Origin of the sequence: Rhizobium leguminosarum, from assembly GCF_002953715.1 — a bacterium.
Classification (GTDB): Bacteria; Pseudomonadota; Alphaproteobacteria; order Rhizobiales; family Rhizobiaceae; genus Rhizobium; species Rhizobium leguminosarum_V.
In genome coordinates, this window is sequence record NZ_CP025012.1 from 2,115,148 (window position 1) to 2,129,482 (window position 14,335).

At 60.6% G+C, this 14,335-nt stretch carries 18 protein-coding genes and 3 pseudogenes; 8 read left to right on the forward strand and 13 right to left on the reverse strand.

The window, feature by feature from the left end; all coding sequences use genetic code 11:
- Positions 1-20 precede the first annotated feature (20 nt).
- The 5 genes from CUJ84_RS10725 to CUJ84_RS10745 form a co-directional block, all read right to left on the reverse strand.
- Positions 21-416, reverse strand: a complete 396-nt coding sequence (locus tag CUJ84_RS10725; protein WP_105006186.1) for a response regulator transcription factor — start codon at positions 414-416, stop codon at positions 21-23.
- Positions 417-497: 81 nt separating this feature from the next.
- Positions 498-1,154: a response regulator transcription factor gene (locus CUJ84_RS10730; protein ID WP_105008152.1), complete on the reverse strand. Its 657-nt coding sequence runs from the start codon at positions 1,152-1,154 to the stop codon at positions 498-500.
- Positions 1,135-3,474 carry a PAS domain-containing sensor histidine kinase gene (locus CUJ84_RS10735; protein ID WP_105008151.1) on the reverse strand — a complete coding sequence of 780 codons (2,340 nt, stop codon included), beginning with the start codon at positions 3,472-3,474 and terminating at the stop codon, positions 1,135-1,137. The genes CUJ84_RS10730 and CUJ84_RS10735 overlap by 20 nt, the downstream gene beginning before the upstream one ends.
- A gap of 71 nt (positions 3,475-3,545) precedes the next feature.
- Positions 3,546-4,292 (reverse strand): CbtA family protein, encoded by a 747-nt coding sequence (locus tag CUJ84_RS10740; protein WP_105006187.1) that lies wholly within the window; start codon positions 4,290-4,292, stop codon positions 3,546-3,548.
- A gap of 10 nt (positions 4,293-4,302) precedes the next feature.
- Entirely contained in the window at positions 4,303-4,512 is a 210-nt protein-coding gene (locus tag CUJ84_RS10745; RefSeq protein ID WP_105006188.1) for a CbtB domain-containing protein, read from the reverse strand.
- Positions 4,513-4,681: 169 nt separating this feature from the next.
- Here CUJ84_RS10745 and CUJ84_RS10750 point away from each other — a divergent pair, with 169 nt between their 5' ends.
- The 5 genes from CUJ84_RS10750 to CUJ84_RS10770 are packed head-to-tail and all read left to right on the forward strand — an operon-like array spanning position 4,682 to position 7,205.
- Positions 4,682-5,032: an SH3-like domain-containing protein gene (locus tag CUJ84_RS10750; protein ID WP_105006189.1), complete on the forward strand. Its 351-nt coding sequence runs from the start codon at positions 4,682-4,684 to the stop codon at positions 5,030-5,032.
- Positions 5,029-5,676: a nitrile hydratase subunit alpha gene (gene nthA, locus CUJ84_RS10755; RefSeq protein ID WP_105006190.1), complete on the forward strand. Its 648-nt coding sequence runs from the start codon at positions 5,029-5,031 to the stop codon at positions 5,674-5,676. The genes CUJ84_RS10750 and nthA overlap by 4 nt, the downstream gene beginning before the upstream one ends.
- Positions 5,673-6,005 carry an SH3-like domain-containing protein gene (locus CUJ84_RS10760; protein WP_105006191.1) on the forward strand — a complete coding sequence of 111 codons (333 nt, stop codon included), beginning with the start codon at positions 5,673-5,675 and terminating at the stop codon, positions 6,003-6,005. The genes nthA and CUJ84_RS10760 overlap by 4 nt, the downstream gene beginning before the upstream one ends.
- Positions 5,987-6,685, forward strand: a complete 699-nt coding sequence (locus CUJ84_RS10765; RefSeq protein ID WP_105006192.1) for an aquaporin — start codon at positions 5,987-5,989, stop codon at positions 6,683-6,685. The genes CUJ84_RS10760 and CUJ84_RS10765 overlap by 19 nt, the downstream gene beginning before the upstream one ends.
- 1 nt (position 6,686) lies before the next feature.
- On the forward strand, positions 6,687-7,205 hold the full coding sequence (locus tag CUJ84_RS10770; RefSeq protein WP_105006193.1) for a cytochrome P460 family protein: 519 nt from the start codon (positions 6,687-6,689) through the stop codon (positions 7,203-7,205).
- 185 nt (positions 7,206-7,390) lie between these two features.
- Here CUJ84_RS10770 and CUJ84_RS38725 read toward each other — a convergent pair.
- Positions 7,391-7,567: pseudogene (locus CUJ84_RS38725) on the reverse strand (GFA family protein); the annotation flags it as partial.
- 12 nt (positions 7,568-7,579) lie between these two features.
- Positions 7,580-7,822 (reverse strand): hypothetical protein, encoded by a 243-nt coding sequence (locus CUJ84_RS10780; RefSeq protein WP_105006195.1) that lies wholly within the window; start codon positions 7,820-7,822, stop codon positions 7,580-7,582.
- 125 nt (positions 7,823-7,947) lie between these two features.
- Between CUJ84_RS10780 and CUJ84_RS10785 the strand changes: the two genes are divergently transcribed.
- The gene (locus CUJ84_RS10785; RefSeq protein WP_105006196.1) at positions 7,948-8,187 is read left to right on the forward strand and encodes a hypothetical protein; all 240 of its coding nucleotides are present in this window, start codon (positions 7,948-7,950) and stop codon (positions 8,185-8,187) included.
- 68 nt (positions 8,188-8,255) lie between these two features.
- On the opposite strand, the gene CUJ84_RS38580 is transcribed toward CUJ84_RS10785, so the two are convergent.
- Complete coding sequence (locus CUJ84_RS38580; protein ID WP_210208132.1) at positions 8,256-8,543, reverse strand: hypothetical protein; 288 nt, start codon at positions 8,541-8,543, stop codon at positions 8,256-8,258.
- A gap of 159 nt (positions 8,544-8,702) precedes the next feature.
- Here CUJ84_RS38580 and CUJ84_RS10795 point away from each other — a divergent pair.
- A pseudogene (locus CUJ84_RS10795) lies at positions 8,703-9,613 on the forward strand (MFS transporter); the annotation flags it as partial.
- A 73-nt stretch (positions 9,614-9,686) separates the two neighbouring features.
- Entirely contained in the window at positions 9,687-9,839 is a 153-nt protein-coding gene (locus CUJ84_RS38730) for a hypothetical protein (protein ID WP_245457569.1), read from the forward strand.
- A 21-nt stretch (positions 9,840-9,860) separates the two neighbouring features.
- Here the strand turns inward: CUJ84_RS38730 and CUJ84_RS10800 are convergent, their stop codons facing one another.
- The 5 genes and pseudogenes from CUJ84_RS10800 to CUJ84_RS10815 all read right to left on the reverse strand — a co-directional run bounded on the left by CUJ84_RS10800 (position 9,861) and on the right by CUJ84_RS10815 (position 14,286).
- Positions 9,861-10,127 (reverse strand): hypothetical protein, encoded by a 267-nt coding sequence (locus tag CUJ84_RS10800; protein ID WP_105006197.1) that lies wholly within the window; start codon positions 10,125-10,127, stop codon positions 9,861-9,863.
- Positions 10,128-10,230: 103 nt separating this feature from the next.
- A pseudogene (locus tag CUJ84_RS38735) lies at positions 10,231-10,441 on the reverse strand (hypothetical protein); the annotation flags it as partial.
- A 35-nt stretch (positions 10,442-10,476) separates the two neighbouring features.
- The gene (locus tag CUJ84_RS10805; protein WP_105006198.1) at positions 10,477-11,463 is read right to left on the reverse strand and encodes a HupE/UreJ family protein; all 987 of its coding nucleotides are present in this window, start codon (positions 11,461-11,463) and stop codon (positions 10,477-10,479) included.
- Positions 11,460-12,341 (reverse strand): peptidyl-prolyl cis-trans isomerase, encoded by an 882-nt coding sequence (locus tag CUJ84_RS10810; RefSeq protein WP_105006199.1) that lies wholly within the window; start codon positions 12,339-12,341, stop codon positions 11,460-11,462. The genes CUJ84_RS10805 and CUJ84_RS10810 overlap by 4 nt, the downstream gene beginning before the upstream one ends.
- 46 nt (positions 12,342-12,387) lie before the next feature.
- Complete coding sequence (locus CUJ84_RS10815; protein ID WP_105008153.1) at positions 12,388-14,286, reverse strand: DUF3604 domain-containing protein; 1,899 nt, start codon at positions 14,284-14,286, stop codon at positions 12,388-12,390.
- Positions 14,287-14,335: the final 49 nt, after the last annotated feature.

A 14,335-nucleotide genomic window follows, 5' to 3' on the forward strand; every position in this document is an offset into this window, starting at 1 on the left:
ATCAGTTGCGGCTATCACTCTCAGGGCGTGGAAGCAGGACCGCTCGCCAGAGCCGTCCTGATCGCCTCCAGCAAATCCGTTGGACTGACGGGCTTTAGGAAGATACGCGACGCCCCTGAATTCCTGGCACGGTCACCCACCGCGACGTCGGAGTGGGCAGTGATAAGAATTGACGGAATCCTTCTGGCCATCCCGGACAGTCGATCCAGCAGGTCCAATCCCGAAATACCGCCGAGCTGGATGTCGGTGACGAGGCAGGCCGCGGTCTGCAGCTCCGTGGAAGCGAGGAATTCTTCCGCCGACGCGAAGGCGGCAACCCGCAGGCCATTGGCGCGCAGCAGTCCTCTGAGCGCGTCACGGACGGGCTCGTCATCCTCGACGCAAATCACCAGGGAGGTCTTCGAGGCATCAACCATCAATCGATCCTATCATCGTGATTCTATGACCGGGGTTGCACGCTCGCAATGCGACTAACGTCACAAAATTTCAAATGAAAACTAGCCTTTAGTAGAGGTGTTCGCTTGCTCGCCCAACTCGAGCAGATCGTAGTGCCGTACAAGCTCCGGCAGCGTCAGCACGTGCATCTTCTGCATGACGTTTCCTCGGTGCAGTTTGACCGTCGCCTCCGTAATCCCTAAGGCCGTGGAGATCTGCTTGTTACGCTGTCCCTCCACCACCCGGATCAGAACTTCCTGCTCACGTTTCGTCAGCTTCTCAAAATCGGCTCGGGCGCTCGCTGCCGCCTCCTCCTTCATCGCCGAGCGACTGTCCCGCTTCATTGCGGCGTGGACCGCGTCCAGGAGATCCTGCTCGCGCACCGGTTTCGTCAGGAACTCTACTGCGCCTGCCTTCATCGCCCTGACGGCGATCGGAACGTCGGCATGGCCGCTCATGAAGATCACCGGTCTGTGGAAGCCGCGGGTCCGCACCTCTTCGTAGAATTCGATTCCGCTCTGGCCGGGAAGCCGGACGTCCAGGATCATGCAACCGACGGAGCCCAATTGGCCCTTCGACGAGAACTCGGCCGCCGAGGGAAATGCGGTCACGTTGAACTTCATAGAGCGGAGAAGGCCGACTAGCGACTCGCGTACGCCGACGTCGTCTTCGATGACGACGACCTGCGGGGTGATCTCCTCACGCTGCTTCTGGTTCATCTGCCCCCCTTGCATATGGTATCGCGAACTCGAACACCGATCCTCCCGACGCCCGAGGTCGCGCGGACAACGTCCCGTTATGCGCCTCGATGATAGACTTGCAAATCGCCAGACCCATGCCGGTACCCTCCGGCTTGGTGGAGAAGAATGCGTCGAAAATACGTTCCGATGCAATGGGGTCGAGACCATGGCCATTGTCCTCGACCCGGACGACCACCGAGTGCGCCCCTCGATCCTCACTGACCACGCTCATCGTCCGGCCATGCTCCTTGCCCGTCATCGCTTCGGCCGCATTGAGCATGAGGTTCAGGAGAACCTGTTGAAGCTGAACCTTGTCGCCCCGGATTGACCTTATGGCCGACGACAACGAAACGGATGCGTTGATTTGCCGGCTGCGAAGTTCGCTTCGCATCATCGTAAGCACGTCAGCGACGACTTCGTTGATATCGACTATCGCGATGGATGGACGCGAATTGCGCGCCATGTTTCTGACGTTCAGGAGAACGTCCCCTGCCCGTTTCCCCTCATTGACGATCCGTTCCGCTGCTACCTTCGCTTCATCCAGATCCGGTTCTGGGCGATCGAGCCAGCTTAGACATGTGGCCGCATTCGTCACGATAGCCATGAGCGGCTGGTTCATTTCGTGAGCGATAGAGACGGTGACGGCGCCCATCGCCGTCAGGCGGTTCATTCTGACGACGTCTGCCTGAGCTTTCCTGAGCGCCTCCTCCCCGTTAATTCGATCCGTCAGATCGATGATCGCCCCGAACACCTCGGGCTCTTCGTCAGGATCTGACTCGACGCGGGTTACGCAATGTACATGTCTGATCGTCCCGTCCGGCATGAGAAGCCGGTGCTCGGCCTCCCAGGGCTTCCGGTCACGGATCCCCCTCGCATAGATCTCGTTCATCCTCTCGCGATCGTCGGGGTGGATGCGCTCCATGATCGCCTTGCCCGTCAATGGCTCCGCCGGGTCGAGACCGTATATGTTGTAGGTCTCCGCCGACCAGATAATCTCGCTGCTAGAGGGTCTGATCTGGAAACTGCCTACGTGAGTGAGCTTCTGTGCTTCGGCAAGCGAGGCCTGCGCCCGCTGCGCCTCGGCAAGCGAACTTTGTATCCGCTCTTCGGAAAGCCTTGCCTCGGTGACGTCGACGATGGTGCCGATGTAGGCGCGAGGATGGCTTCTCTCATAGATCAGACGGCCACGCGCATGAATGAACTTGACCGTTCCATTTGGCAGGACGAAGCGATGCTGGACGTTCAGTTCTTCGCCTTGTAGCGCCCTCCCATGCGCCTCTGCGACCAATTCGCGGTCTTCTGGATGCACCCTTTCCATCAAGGTCTCGAAGGTGATGTCGGTGCTCGGGAGACCGACGATGTTGGTGCACTCGGCAGAACAGGTGAAAATGTCCGATATCATGTCCCAAGACCAACTGCCGGTCTCGATGATCCGTTGCGCCTCTGCCATGACGGCCTGGCTTTTGGCCAGTTCGAACTCGGCACGTTTCAGGTCGTCGATGTCAGTGTTGATCCCGTACCACTTGCGAACCTTGCCATCGTCGCCCACAAATGGGACGGCCCGGAGCATGAAGTATCTCGCTTCCCCGTCGTGACGCAGGATGCGCGCCTCGACGCCGCCGGGCTTTCCGGCGACAAGGAGTTCGGTCCAGGCGGTTATGACTTTCTGAACATCGTCGGGATGGAACGACGCCAGGAACCCCATGCCAAGGGCGTCTTCCCGCTTGATGCCCGTGTATTCGTGCCATTGCCTGCTTGCATCTTCGAGCTCGCCGCCGGGGCCACCGATCCATGTAAGGGCGGGGATCATGTCGAGGTTGAGCCGTAGCTCCCGTATCACAATGGCTGCTTCCTCCTTGAAAGAGCGCAACTCCTCGTCGGCCGTTCTCTTCGCGAGCGAGGCGGCGAAGGTCGACGCCATCCACTCGAGATTTTCCAACCGCCAGTCGGAGACGCGCTCTCTCTCGATCTCCAAATAGACCGCTGCCTTGGCACGGTCGGGAAAACCGATCGGAACGCACACGATTGATCGGGGCGTACCGGGAATCGCCCTTCCTTTCCCTGAGGCGATCACTTCGCGGACGATGATCTGATCCCGTTCGTGAAGAGCCACAGATGAGACATCTTCGGCGCCGGCATTGGCGGCGACCATAAGGCCATCGTCGCCGGACGTCACGATGAACGCCCTGACCGCTCGAGCCGCGTGCAACGCCGATAACAGGAACTGCTCCATATCGTGCTTTTCGGCACCCTCGATGTGCGACGTTCCCAGGGTTTCCGCATGCGCGACGTCGTTCATCGGTGCCATTGCTCCGCGATCATACCAGGATGCTATTCCTGAGGGCCGACGAAAGCCAGTTGTGAAAGCAGTCAGGCGTTCGGTATCCCATGGCGTGCAACGCCTTCCATGCGACGATCTCGCTCGACGACATGTTCGGCCGCCTGCCCGAAGAGTAGGCCCAGCCCTGCCCAGACGATCAACTGCACCAGTGCTGCGTATACGTGGAATTCGAACAGAAGGCCCCTTGGAAAATCGTGAGGCGTTTCCGAGATCGCAGGCATCATCGTCATCAACAAGCTCGCAAGTGCGACGAACATCCCAATGCCGATCGAGACCGCTGTCGCCGGCCCCATACGCAGTCTCGTCCGGTAGGCGATCCATGCCGACGCCGCCATGCACATGGCCGATGCCATTATCATGACGAAGTAAAGTTCCGTCCTGACGCCAATGGTCTCCGCACTCCCGACGCCGGGAGGGCTCGCGGGATATTTAAGCTGGGGCACCAGCACGAGGGCGACGTAGCCGGTCAGAGCCAGCATCCAGACGGCCGAACGTGGCCGAGCGCTCAGGCGGCCATGAACGGAGGCCAAGCCGATTGCGAGGATGCCGCCGAGCGCCGCGCAGTACGAGGCCAGGCCCGTTAGCAGGCCGGCGTTGCGCTGCGTGCTCCGAGAGACAGTGCCCTCCTCGGGCGAAGCGTGATCTTGAGCGACGTCCTCCTCCAGGGCGATCGCGCGTTCGATGGTGGGCTCGGCGTAGACGCGCGCGAATGAGAAGGCGAACAGCGCGACGATCAGGCCGGACAGCATCCCTGCCAGAAGAAGTCTCTGAACCATGACGTTATCCTCAGTGGCACGGAAAGCCGAGCAGATGCCGGCCGTCATGGACGAACTCGTGAACGGCGTCGCCCCGTATGAGAGAGGTCGCGCCCTGCTCCGCGCCGACGAAGTAGAGGGTCATCAGCAGCAGGAGGCCGACGAAGACGGTCCACGGCAGCAGTTCCGGCGGGGAAATTGGCACCGCGCTTTGTGCGGGCTGGACGATGATGTGGGTCATCGGAAGGTTCCTTTGCGAAGTGTGGATGTTGTTGTCACCAAATCACATCAATGGCCCGCCGTTTATCGAAACCGTCCGATTGCGCGCATCCCTTCCCGCCATCGCACGAATTCGAAATATCGCCCGTCGCCGTCCTCGTAGTGTTCGGCGAGATTAATCGGAGGCTCGAATGAAGTCCGCCCATACACCAACAAAGAAGCTCGATGGCATCGTCCCCGCCTTCGGCGAGCTACCAATCTTCGCGGTCGGGCAATCCGTCAAGGTCTCGGATCGCGCACCGGTCGGACATTACCGGGTGCCGACCTACCTGCGTGGCAAGACTGCGGTCGTCGAGGCGATCATGGAGCCCAAGGCAGTCAACAACGAGGAAGAGGCGTTCGGCCGCAACGCAGGCTCCGTTCGCCACTACTATCGAATTGCCGTGCCGATGACGGCGATCTGGAGCGACTATGCGGGCTCGCCCGATGACGGGCTTCGAATCGAGGTGTTCGAAACGTGGCTGGAAGGAGTTTCAGGATGAGCGACCACGACCATGGGCATGACCACGATCACGCTCCTATCGCCGCGACGGAAGCGCCTGGCTACTACGATATCATGGAGACGGCGTTCCAGGAGCTCATGATCGAAAAGGGATACTTCACTGCCGGGGAAATCCGACGGCAGATCGAGGTGCTCGATTCCCGCAACCCGGCATTGGGTGCGAAGGTCGTCGCAAGGGCCTGGACTGATCCGGGCTTCAGGGCCCGTCTGCTGGAGAACGGCAGGACCGGCTGCGAAGAACTGGGGATCACCTTCTACGACGAAACCCAACTGATCGTTCTTGAGAACACGCCGAAGGTCCACAATCTGATCGTCTGCACGCTCTGTTCCTGCTATCCGCGGCCAGTCTTAGGTCTTCCCCCCGACTGGTACAAGCTGAAGCCTTATCGCGCGCGTGCGGTCTACGAGCCGCGGAAGGTGCTGGAGGAGTTCGGGACCAACATTCCAGACAACGTCGAGATCCGCGTGAGCGACTCCACCGCCATCCAGCGCTATCTCGTCCTGCCCATGCGCCCGGCCGGCACCGACGACCTCGACGAAGAGCAACTCGCAGCTCTCGTCACCCGCGATGCTATGATCGGCGTCATCCAGATCCCATCACCATCCCAGGGAGTTGCGGCATGACCGGCAGCGAACAGTTCGTAAAGCGTCTCCCGAACGACATCGGGGGATTGGAGGCGCCGAAGATCGAAAAGGTCGAGCACGAACTACTCCCCTGGGAGAAGCGTTGCCATGCTCTCGCCGACGTCCTCGACTTCTATAAGATCATCAACACCGAGGAGAAGCGACGCGGCGTCGAATCCTTGGGATCCGACCTGGTCGGCAAGCTCTCCTACTACGAGAGATGGATCGCCGCCTTCGCGAACATCGCCTTCCAGAAGGGTCTGCTCACGCCCGAAGAGCTCGCGGTGAAGATGGACGCCGTGGAGGCGAGATGGGCGTCGCACGCCTAGGGCCTGGCAGCACGTTCTCACGCAAATGCTTCGTCGAGGACGATGCGACCGTCTCGCTGTTCAGGCGATCGCTGGCGGAAGGCGTGGGAACCGCGATGCTGATGATCGCGGTCGTCGGGTCGGGCCTCCATGTCGGCAGCTCGGCACTTTCGTCCGCGATGGCGATCTCAGGAAGTCTGATCGGCTTGATTCTGGCCTTTGGCGCGGTTTCCGGCGGCCACTTCAATCCGACAATCACGTTGATGCAGTGGCTCTCGGGACGACGAAGGCTGGACTGCACGGTATGGTACATCGTGTCCCAGATCGCAGGAGGACTGGCCGGGGTGCTCGTTGCCGCCACCATCTTCGATGCTCTGCCCGGTAGACCGGGTTTCGACTTTCCAGCGGTGTCGTCCTTGGCGAGCGAGGGCGCGGCTTCGTTCGGACTGATGACGGTCGTCTTCTGCTGCTCGCGAAGCACGAACAAATTCGTGGGGCCCTTCGCAGTCGGACTATGGCTGCTGGCAGCGATCCTCTCGACGCCGACGGGATCGATCGCGAACCCGGCGGTGGCTATCGGTCTCCTCGCCTCGCCCGCAAGCGCGTCGGTGGTTGCCATTACTCTCTTCGTGGTCGTCCAGATAATCGGAGGCGGCCTCGCCGCACTGGCAGTATCGACGATCTATCCAGATGGAGGTTGAAATGCGGAAAATCACAGCATTCTGTCTACTGGCGGCCGCCGTGGTCGCAGTCTCGGTCGACGCAGCTAGCGGCGTGTCGGACAACGTGTCACCGATCTACGGCGTCAGTCTACCGGAAGGATATCGAAACTGGCAGATGATCACGGTCGCCCATGAGGCCGGGAAGAACAACGACATCCGCGGCATCCTTGGAAATGACATCGCCGTGAAAGCCTTCCGCGAAGGCACGCGACCATTCCCCGATGGCTCGATAATCGCCCGCCTCGCGTACGTCTACAAGTCGTCTCCGGAGAACGACGCCGTCTTCCCGGCGCCGCAGTCCTTCGTGGCCGGCGACCCGACGAACGTGCAGATCAGCATCAAGGACTCGAAGAAGTACGCCGAGACTGGAGGATGGGGCTACGGCCAGTTCGAGAACGGCGTCGCCAACAAGAGCGAGCCGCTTCTGAACTCCTGTTTCGCGTGCCATACGAAGCTGGACCGTTCGAAGGACTTCGTGTTCAGCCACTACTCTCCGTGAGCATTGGCGGTCAGAAGCTGGACGGGAGCATTTCCGATGGCCAGGTTCTACTTCCATATTCGGATGCAGGAGGGGTTCGATCCCGACTACGACGGCGTGGAAATCCGATGCGGTGACGGCATCGCGGAAGCGGTCTCGATCGCGCGCAGGATGGTGTCCGAACTCCTGGTGGCGGCCAATGGATCATATTCGCTCGTCTCACCTTTGGTTTCGAAGTTGGCCGCAGGCCAGACACCGAAGAAGGTGAACGCCGACCCGCTTTCCTGCCTGCAGTCCGTGTGGCAGATGCCAATCCGGCTCGGCGAGCCTCGGACGGCAAGTCGAACGTCCCCGCACTTGCAAGATCCGGTCAGCGCCGTCATCTCGTCGAACCCTTAGTCGTCCACGACCTCGGTATCCGGCCGGTCGCCGCCATCCACGTGTTCCGTCTGCCAGCTCCCATCGGCGACTTGATAGGATATCTCGGCGTCGCGGCCTTCGAGGTGCTGCCGCTCCGCTGCAGATTTGGCGGCTCTGAGCGCCGTGTCATGATCAGGAAAGGTCTCGGACCAAACGTCACCGAGCCTGTATCCAAAACCGCCGTCATGCTCGCCGACATGATATGTGAGCTTCGTCATGCAAATTCCTCCGTTGGAGGGACGTATCTAGTGCGACGAAGGGACCGGTCCAACCCCATCCTTCGGTGGCAGGTTGAAGCTCTTTTTCACAGTCCTAGGTGTTGGAGGATGGAAGGAGCACTTGAATGAAGAAAGAGCTCGACAAGCCCGACTTTAAGACGATGTCCGAAGCCGTGCAGGCGTGGTACCGCTACTACGAGGTGGATCCGAAAGACGGCCTTTCCGACGTACTTCGCCAGGCGACGATCGAGTTCTACCAGGAGGGGCATCGCACTTCCGACGATATCGCGACAGCGCTCATCGGAACTTACGTCGGCATCCACGCCACGCGAGTGAACGCGCCGACCTCTGCCGCGTTGCACTGATCCCAGACGAAGACCGCTTTGTTTCAAACAGCCTCCAACCTCAAAATCCTTCGCGAAGAACTTTCAGATCACATGGAGATTCCCGAATATTTTTTGGGAATGCACGCCTTTTTCGACGGAGAGGTCGTGTTCGCCCGCGACGTCGTCCAGGTGAACTTCGATCTGTCGCCGTTCCCCGTGGATTTCGACAGCGTCTGGAGCTGGTTTAAGGAACAGCTTCGGGTCAGGCCGAGCAGGAGACATTCGCGTACGAGCTCGCTTTTGCGATCGACGCCGAAGATGACCCGGCGATGGTGATGCTCATGGAGATCACTCGAGGATCGGGCATGACAATCTGGATGATCGATCTCGCGCATCAGGAGACGCCGACGGATGGCAAGCGATACGTTGTAGTCTCCGTGCCGCGCGATAAGCTAGACCTAAACCTCAAGCCCGGCCATGGCAGCCTGGTTTTCTCGCGCGAGGAATAGATGCGCACTTCTCTATCTGCCCTTTGTGCCGCCTTCCTGGCGAGCATGTACTTCCGAAGTTATTTCGGCGTCGTCGGTCCGTTGATTTCTGATGAGCTCGCACTGTCGCCGGTCGAATTCGGGTGGCTTGCGTCCGCGTTCTTCGGATCATTCGCATTGCTACAAGTCCCCGTCGGCATCGCGTTCGACCGATTTGGCGTCCGTTGGCCAATGGCCTCGATGATGGTCGTGGGCGCCGTCGGTTCTGCGCTCCTCGGGTCGTCATCCGGCTTTTTGTCGGCGTTCGCTGGTCAGGTCGCCATCGGCATTGGATGTGCGCCGATCTTTATGGGCGTCCTCTACTATCTGGGCCGGCTTCATTCGCCGGACAAGGCCGGGCGGCTGGCAGCGACGGTGAGTTCGATGGCTCAGTGGGAGCGCTGATCTCCGCGTCTCCGTTGTCCTTCTTCACGGCGGAATGGGGTTGGCGCGCCGCGTGCTGGACAGCCGCGGCGATGACGTCGGGCTGCGCCCTCTCGATCGCGTTGTCGTTGCGCCAGACGCCCTCGGCCAGGAGTGCCCTACAGACGACGGGGCACGGAACATGGAGGCTGCCTCACCTCCTCTACCTTGTACCCATCTGCTTCACGCTCTCGCTAGGTGGCACCTTTAGAAACGCTTGGGCGGGACCATACCTCACGGACGTCTTCGGGCACGGCACCAATGTCGGCGCCGTTCTGACTGCCGTAAGTGTTTTTGGAATTGCGACTTCGTTCGTCCTGCCTTTCGCGCTCCCGCGTTGGCGCGGGCGTAGGATCGTGACCGCAACCTACGTAGTGGGCGTTCTGAGTGCGCTTCTCCTCGCCTTCTCGCCGGGTGCAAGCATCTTCGCCGCATCCGCGGGATTGGCGTTCCTCTACGCGATGGGAAATGTCCATCCCGTGGCGATGACGGAGGCGCAGGCATTGTTGCCGACTCAAATTAGAGGCATCGGACTGGGCGCGCTCAACACGCTCGTCTTCCTCGGGGTGTCGGCGTCGTCCTCTGTCTTTGGCGCTCGCCGAGCTTCATTTCAGCGCGGCCGCGACCTATGGCCTGATTTTTGGCGCGACGGCCATGGCGCTTGCGATTGCCCTTGGTCTCTACGTGGTATGTCGTCCGAAGGCTATTGCCGTGCAAGAGGCCGCGCGAGTGTTCGATTGAAAGCGACCTCTCGTTCGGCCCCTACTCCGTCATCCGCCGCCGCCAACCTATCGCCTCTTCGACGACGGCTGCGACCGGCTCTCGGATGTCCACCCATCTCGCCCAGGTTATCAGCCCGTCCTTCGGGAAAGTCTCGCTGTAGATGCGACTGGTCCGTCGGTCAAACGTAGCGAACCACGTGCTCGATGAAGACGCCGTCGGCCTCTTGATGACGGAGATGTTGAGGGTGCCGTGATCGTCGAGCTGATCAGTGGTTACGCCAAAGAACTCATCGAAAAAAGTCGCCATTGGCCGCCCGCATGATAGTTAATACAACACGAAGAAGGTGGGGCGTCGAACGAAATTTCGTAACCACGAATCTATGCGCGCCTTCGCTAATCAACCAGCGGAATCAACTGATACCGAACACGGGGCACCGAGGTGCTTCGACGGTCCTCCCTGCATCGTCCCTGCCCTCCACCTTTCCAGCCGGCTCTTCCGCACTCCCAGTTCGTCAGGTGCCCGCAACCGTATGACCCCACCTTGTCGTTAACGGTCGGTTCCGGCGTGCCGTGAATTCCAAAGGTTGGCTCGGTCAGATCAATCCAGACGCTCCCAAAGGGTCGAACAGCCAGTAGACGTATCCGACACCGATCGCCTACCCGAACCCCGCGATCCTCTGAGCGAACCAGAACGCCGACACCGTTCCGATCACGTAGGCCAGCGAGACGCGCAGGCGAGCTATGTCCGCGACCAGCAGCCGTATTGCTGCCATAGTCAGAAGTGCGACCGCCACGAAGGCGAGCTGCCCGACCTCGACTCCCAGATTGAATGTCAGGAGCGCCAACGGTACGTCCTTCTGCGGCAGTCCGATTTCCCGCAATGCGCCGCCAAATCCGAAGCCGTGCAGCAGTCCGAAAGTAAAGCTGATCATCCAAGGATATCGGCTCGAGAGATTCCGCCTTCCTCGATCCGACCGAACGATCTCCGCGCCGACGAACATGATGCTGAGCGCTATCAGCGCTTCTATGGGAGGCTGCGGCACGGCCGCGATCCCCAGCGTCGCGAAGGCAAGAGTCACCGAGTGCGCGACCGTGAAGGAGGTGATTGTCGCAAGTAGCGTCCTTGGATTCCCGATTAAAAGCAGGAGCGCGAACACGAACAGGAGATGGTCCACGCCGGTCACGATGTGCTGGACGCCGAGTACGAAATACGTCCGGGCCGTGGCCATCCCAGTCGGCGTCGCGGCGATCGCGACCTCCGGATAGTCGGGCGAAACGCGGCTCGTCTGCGTCGTGCCATCGAGATTGACCACTCTGATCAGCGCATCCGTGTAGGTTGACGCGAGACCGTCGATGGCGACCACGCCGCCCGCCAGACCACCCTCGCACACGGCCTGCCAGCGGCTGACGAAAGCATTGTCGATGACCCCCCCTGCGCGGTCGCCATCCTGCATGCATGATGGAGGGAGGAGCACGTCGAGCGCCATCTTGTAGGCGCCCTGGGCGGGAACCTTCCACGTCAATGCGTAGCGATGCGTTGCAACCTCGTCGATCTCGAGGTAGGCCGGTCTCAGCTCATGCGCACGGGCTGCGGAACAGGCGAGAAGAACGAAGCCAATGATGAGGTAGAGGGATCGGGTCATCTGACCCCCGATGTCTTGATTGCCGATGCGGACGTGCCGGTCGGCCAGACCACGCGCACCTCGTAGTGCTTCTTCATGTCATCGTAACGCCGGGCTGCGATCTGCGCACGTCTTCCACTCTCCCAGTCAAGCCGGACAGCCTCTCGCACATCCGCAAGCGGCGGCGTGCCTCCGTCCTTCTTCTCATCGACATAGACGAGATGGCCGCCGAAAGGAGAGTTCAAGGGTCCGACCCACTCGCCTTCGGGGACGAGTTTCAGGGCCGCGACGAAGTCCTTGCCGAAGATGCTGGCGACGACGTCGGCATCCGACAGTTCCATTCGTTCGGGAAGAAGGGTCGGATCGCCAGCGGTTTCCTCTGAAGCCGCTGCTGTTTCGAGGTGCGCCAGGACGATTTTCGCTCTTTCTACGGTGCTCTCGGATGATCCCTTGCCGTCGAAGAAGATCTGGCGGAACGCCAGCCTGTCCTGAGTGCGGAACTTTCCCGCATTTGCAGCGAGATACGCCTCCAGTTCTCCCTCCTTCGGTGTCAGTTCTTCACCGCTCGGCTCGAGCAGGAACTCCATCTTCTGCTGCATGCGGCGCCGCACGAGGGTGTCGTCCTTATCGAGGCCCATCTTCAGTCCCTCACGATAGAAGACCTCCTCCTTGACGCGGCTGTCGACGAGCGTGACGAACTCGGATTCGGTCGGGGGACGCTGCCATGTCCGCGAGAAGCTCTCGAACAACTGGCCGAGCTCGCCCTGTCCCAGCTCGATCACCTGGCCATCCGCTGCCACAGGCGATCGGTTCACGGCCGAATACAGACCGAAGACCGTGACGCCCAGCAGTAGGAAATGCACCAACGGTTCCCTAATGATCGTTTTGAGGATCTTCATTCCAGCCCCCTGGCTGTCCGTAAACTCGGCATGCACACGGCGGTCCTCATGCCGGATTGTACCAGATCGGCGAGGTGTACGCCCGCTCCTGGGTCTTCATCCGCACCTCGGGTCCCATCTCGCTGCCGAAGTACTTGGCGTCGTAGGCGGTCCACCGCGGCGTCGGAATTTCGAGAACGCGACCGTAGTAGAACGCCCTTTGGCTAGGGTCGAACTCGGGGTCCTTCCAGAACGCGATCAGTTCGGAAGAGCCGATGGTGTTCGTGAAGGTGGCGTTGGCGACGTCGACGGTATCGCCGACGGGAGGCAGCTTTCCATCCGCCCCTGGTTTGCGCGCGTCGGACCAGGCGACGTCGTAGACCTTCTCGTGGACTTCGCCCGCCGCATCGAGCCAGCCCTTCACCACCTCGTAGCGGTCGAGGTTGGCACCGATCGGATCCTTCAAAGCGGCGACCAGGAAGGTGGGAACCTTTTCGTTCGGAGCGGGGCCGATGTCGCCGCCCATTGGGACACCCTTCGTATATCCGGCGATTGCCGGGCTACGGCTGGTGGCGTCGGCCTCATCGAAATCGAACCCGCCGAAGAAACGCACCAACATCCGTGGTCCCGTGGTCGCATAGGTCTCCCGCCGTTTCATCGCGTCGAAGATGGATGCGCGGGTGTTGTCTTGCGCCCAGACAGCCGCGTAGCCAGATGCCGTCTGCTCCCAGCCCGTAATGGTTATGCCAAGGCTGGGATTCTTCATGAACGGATGTTTCCAGCGCTCGGCATTCGGCTCATTGCTCGAGATCTTTCCCCAGAAGTTGTCGTCGTCCGCGGTGGAAAGGCCGGTATGAGAATCCGTGCTGCCCACCAAACCGAACTTGTAGGGATTGACCCCGAGTTCCTTTTCGAGCTTCAAGCCGGTCTGAAACGCGGAGCGGGTATACTCGTACTGCAGCATGTCAGGCGTCTTCTTCTGGCTGACATCCAGATTACCCTTGTCCCAGCGCTCAAAATTGGCGAATTCGTCGTTGGGAGAAAGCAACGGATGCGTCTCGCCGTCCCCTTTCATCTGGGTGGTCTCGTAGAGAACTTCCCAGCGTGCGCGCTGCTCCGCATATTCCCGGTCGATGGGTTTGCCCGTGAACGACTCGATGATCGGGAACATGGTCCCGTTGCTGAGATTGCCGTTGTGGGCGATCGCCAGCGCCTGGCCGCCTGTCTTGTCCTCATAGGCTGCAAGCCACTTCCACAGATCGCGGGGATTGTTGCTGCCGAGCGGCGGCTGGGTAGTATAAGGCTCGATCATCGCCGCCTTGTCGCCGTTGTCACGGAAGATGACGTTGCGGTGGAGGTTGTTGCCCGTCGCCAGCGACGTCCATTCGTAGCCAATCAGCGCGGTGAAGCGGCCCGGCTCGTTCGCCTCCTCGGCGGCGTCGATGATGCTCTGCCAGGTAGACCTGTATGCGGCTGTTCCGGGTCGATAAAGGAGATCAGGAGGGAATTTCCCTTGGGAGAACGTGGTGACGATGTCGTAGGCGGCGGCGGCCCCCTGGCCGTTCTGGATCATGTCGAACCAGCTTCGGGCCTGGGCATTTTTCAGGATCTCGGGCTTTCCTGCCATGAAGTCGGCAATGAAGCCGAGATTATCGGAGTGATCGGCGACGACGAGGAAGTCGAGCGGCCTTGAGAGCTTGACGGGCTGGCCGCTCGAGGCGGTGATTTCCTCTCCCCTTGCGAACCTGTAGGCCTCGCGGGGCCCTATCCTGGCTCCTGCCGCGCCCGCGTCGAACGACAGGTTGGTATGCAGGTGGGTGTCGCCGAAGAGCGGCCGCATCGGAAAGTTACGTCCGGCCCATGGGGAGTACGGCCGCTTCTTGGGAAAGATGTCCGCCCCGGTGGTCTTGTCGATGTCACCGATGTCGGTATGGACTGCATCCTGGGACCAGACCGTGTGAGGCATTCCGGCGGACAGAAATCCGGCCAAGGCGATGCCCGTCCACAAGTCGCGT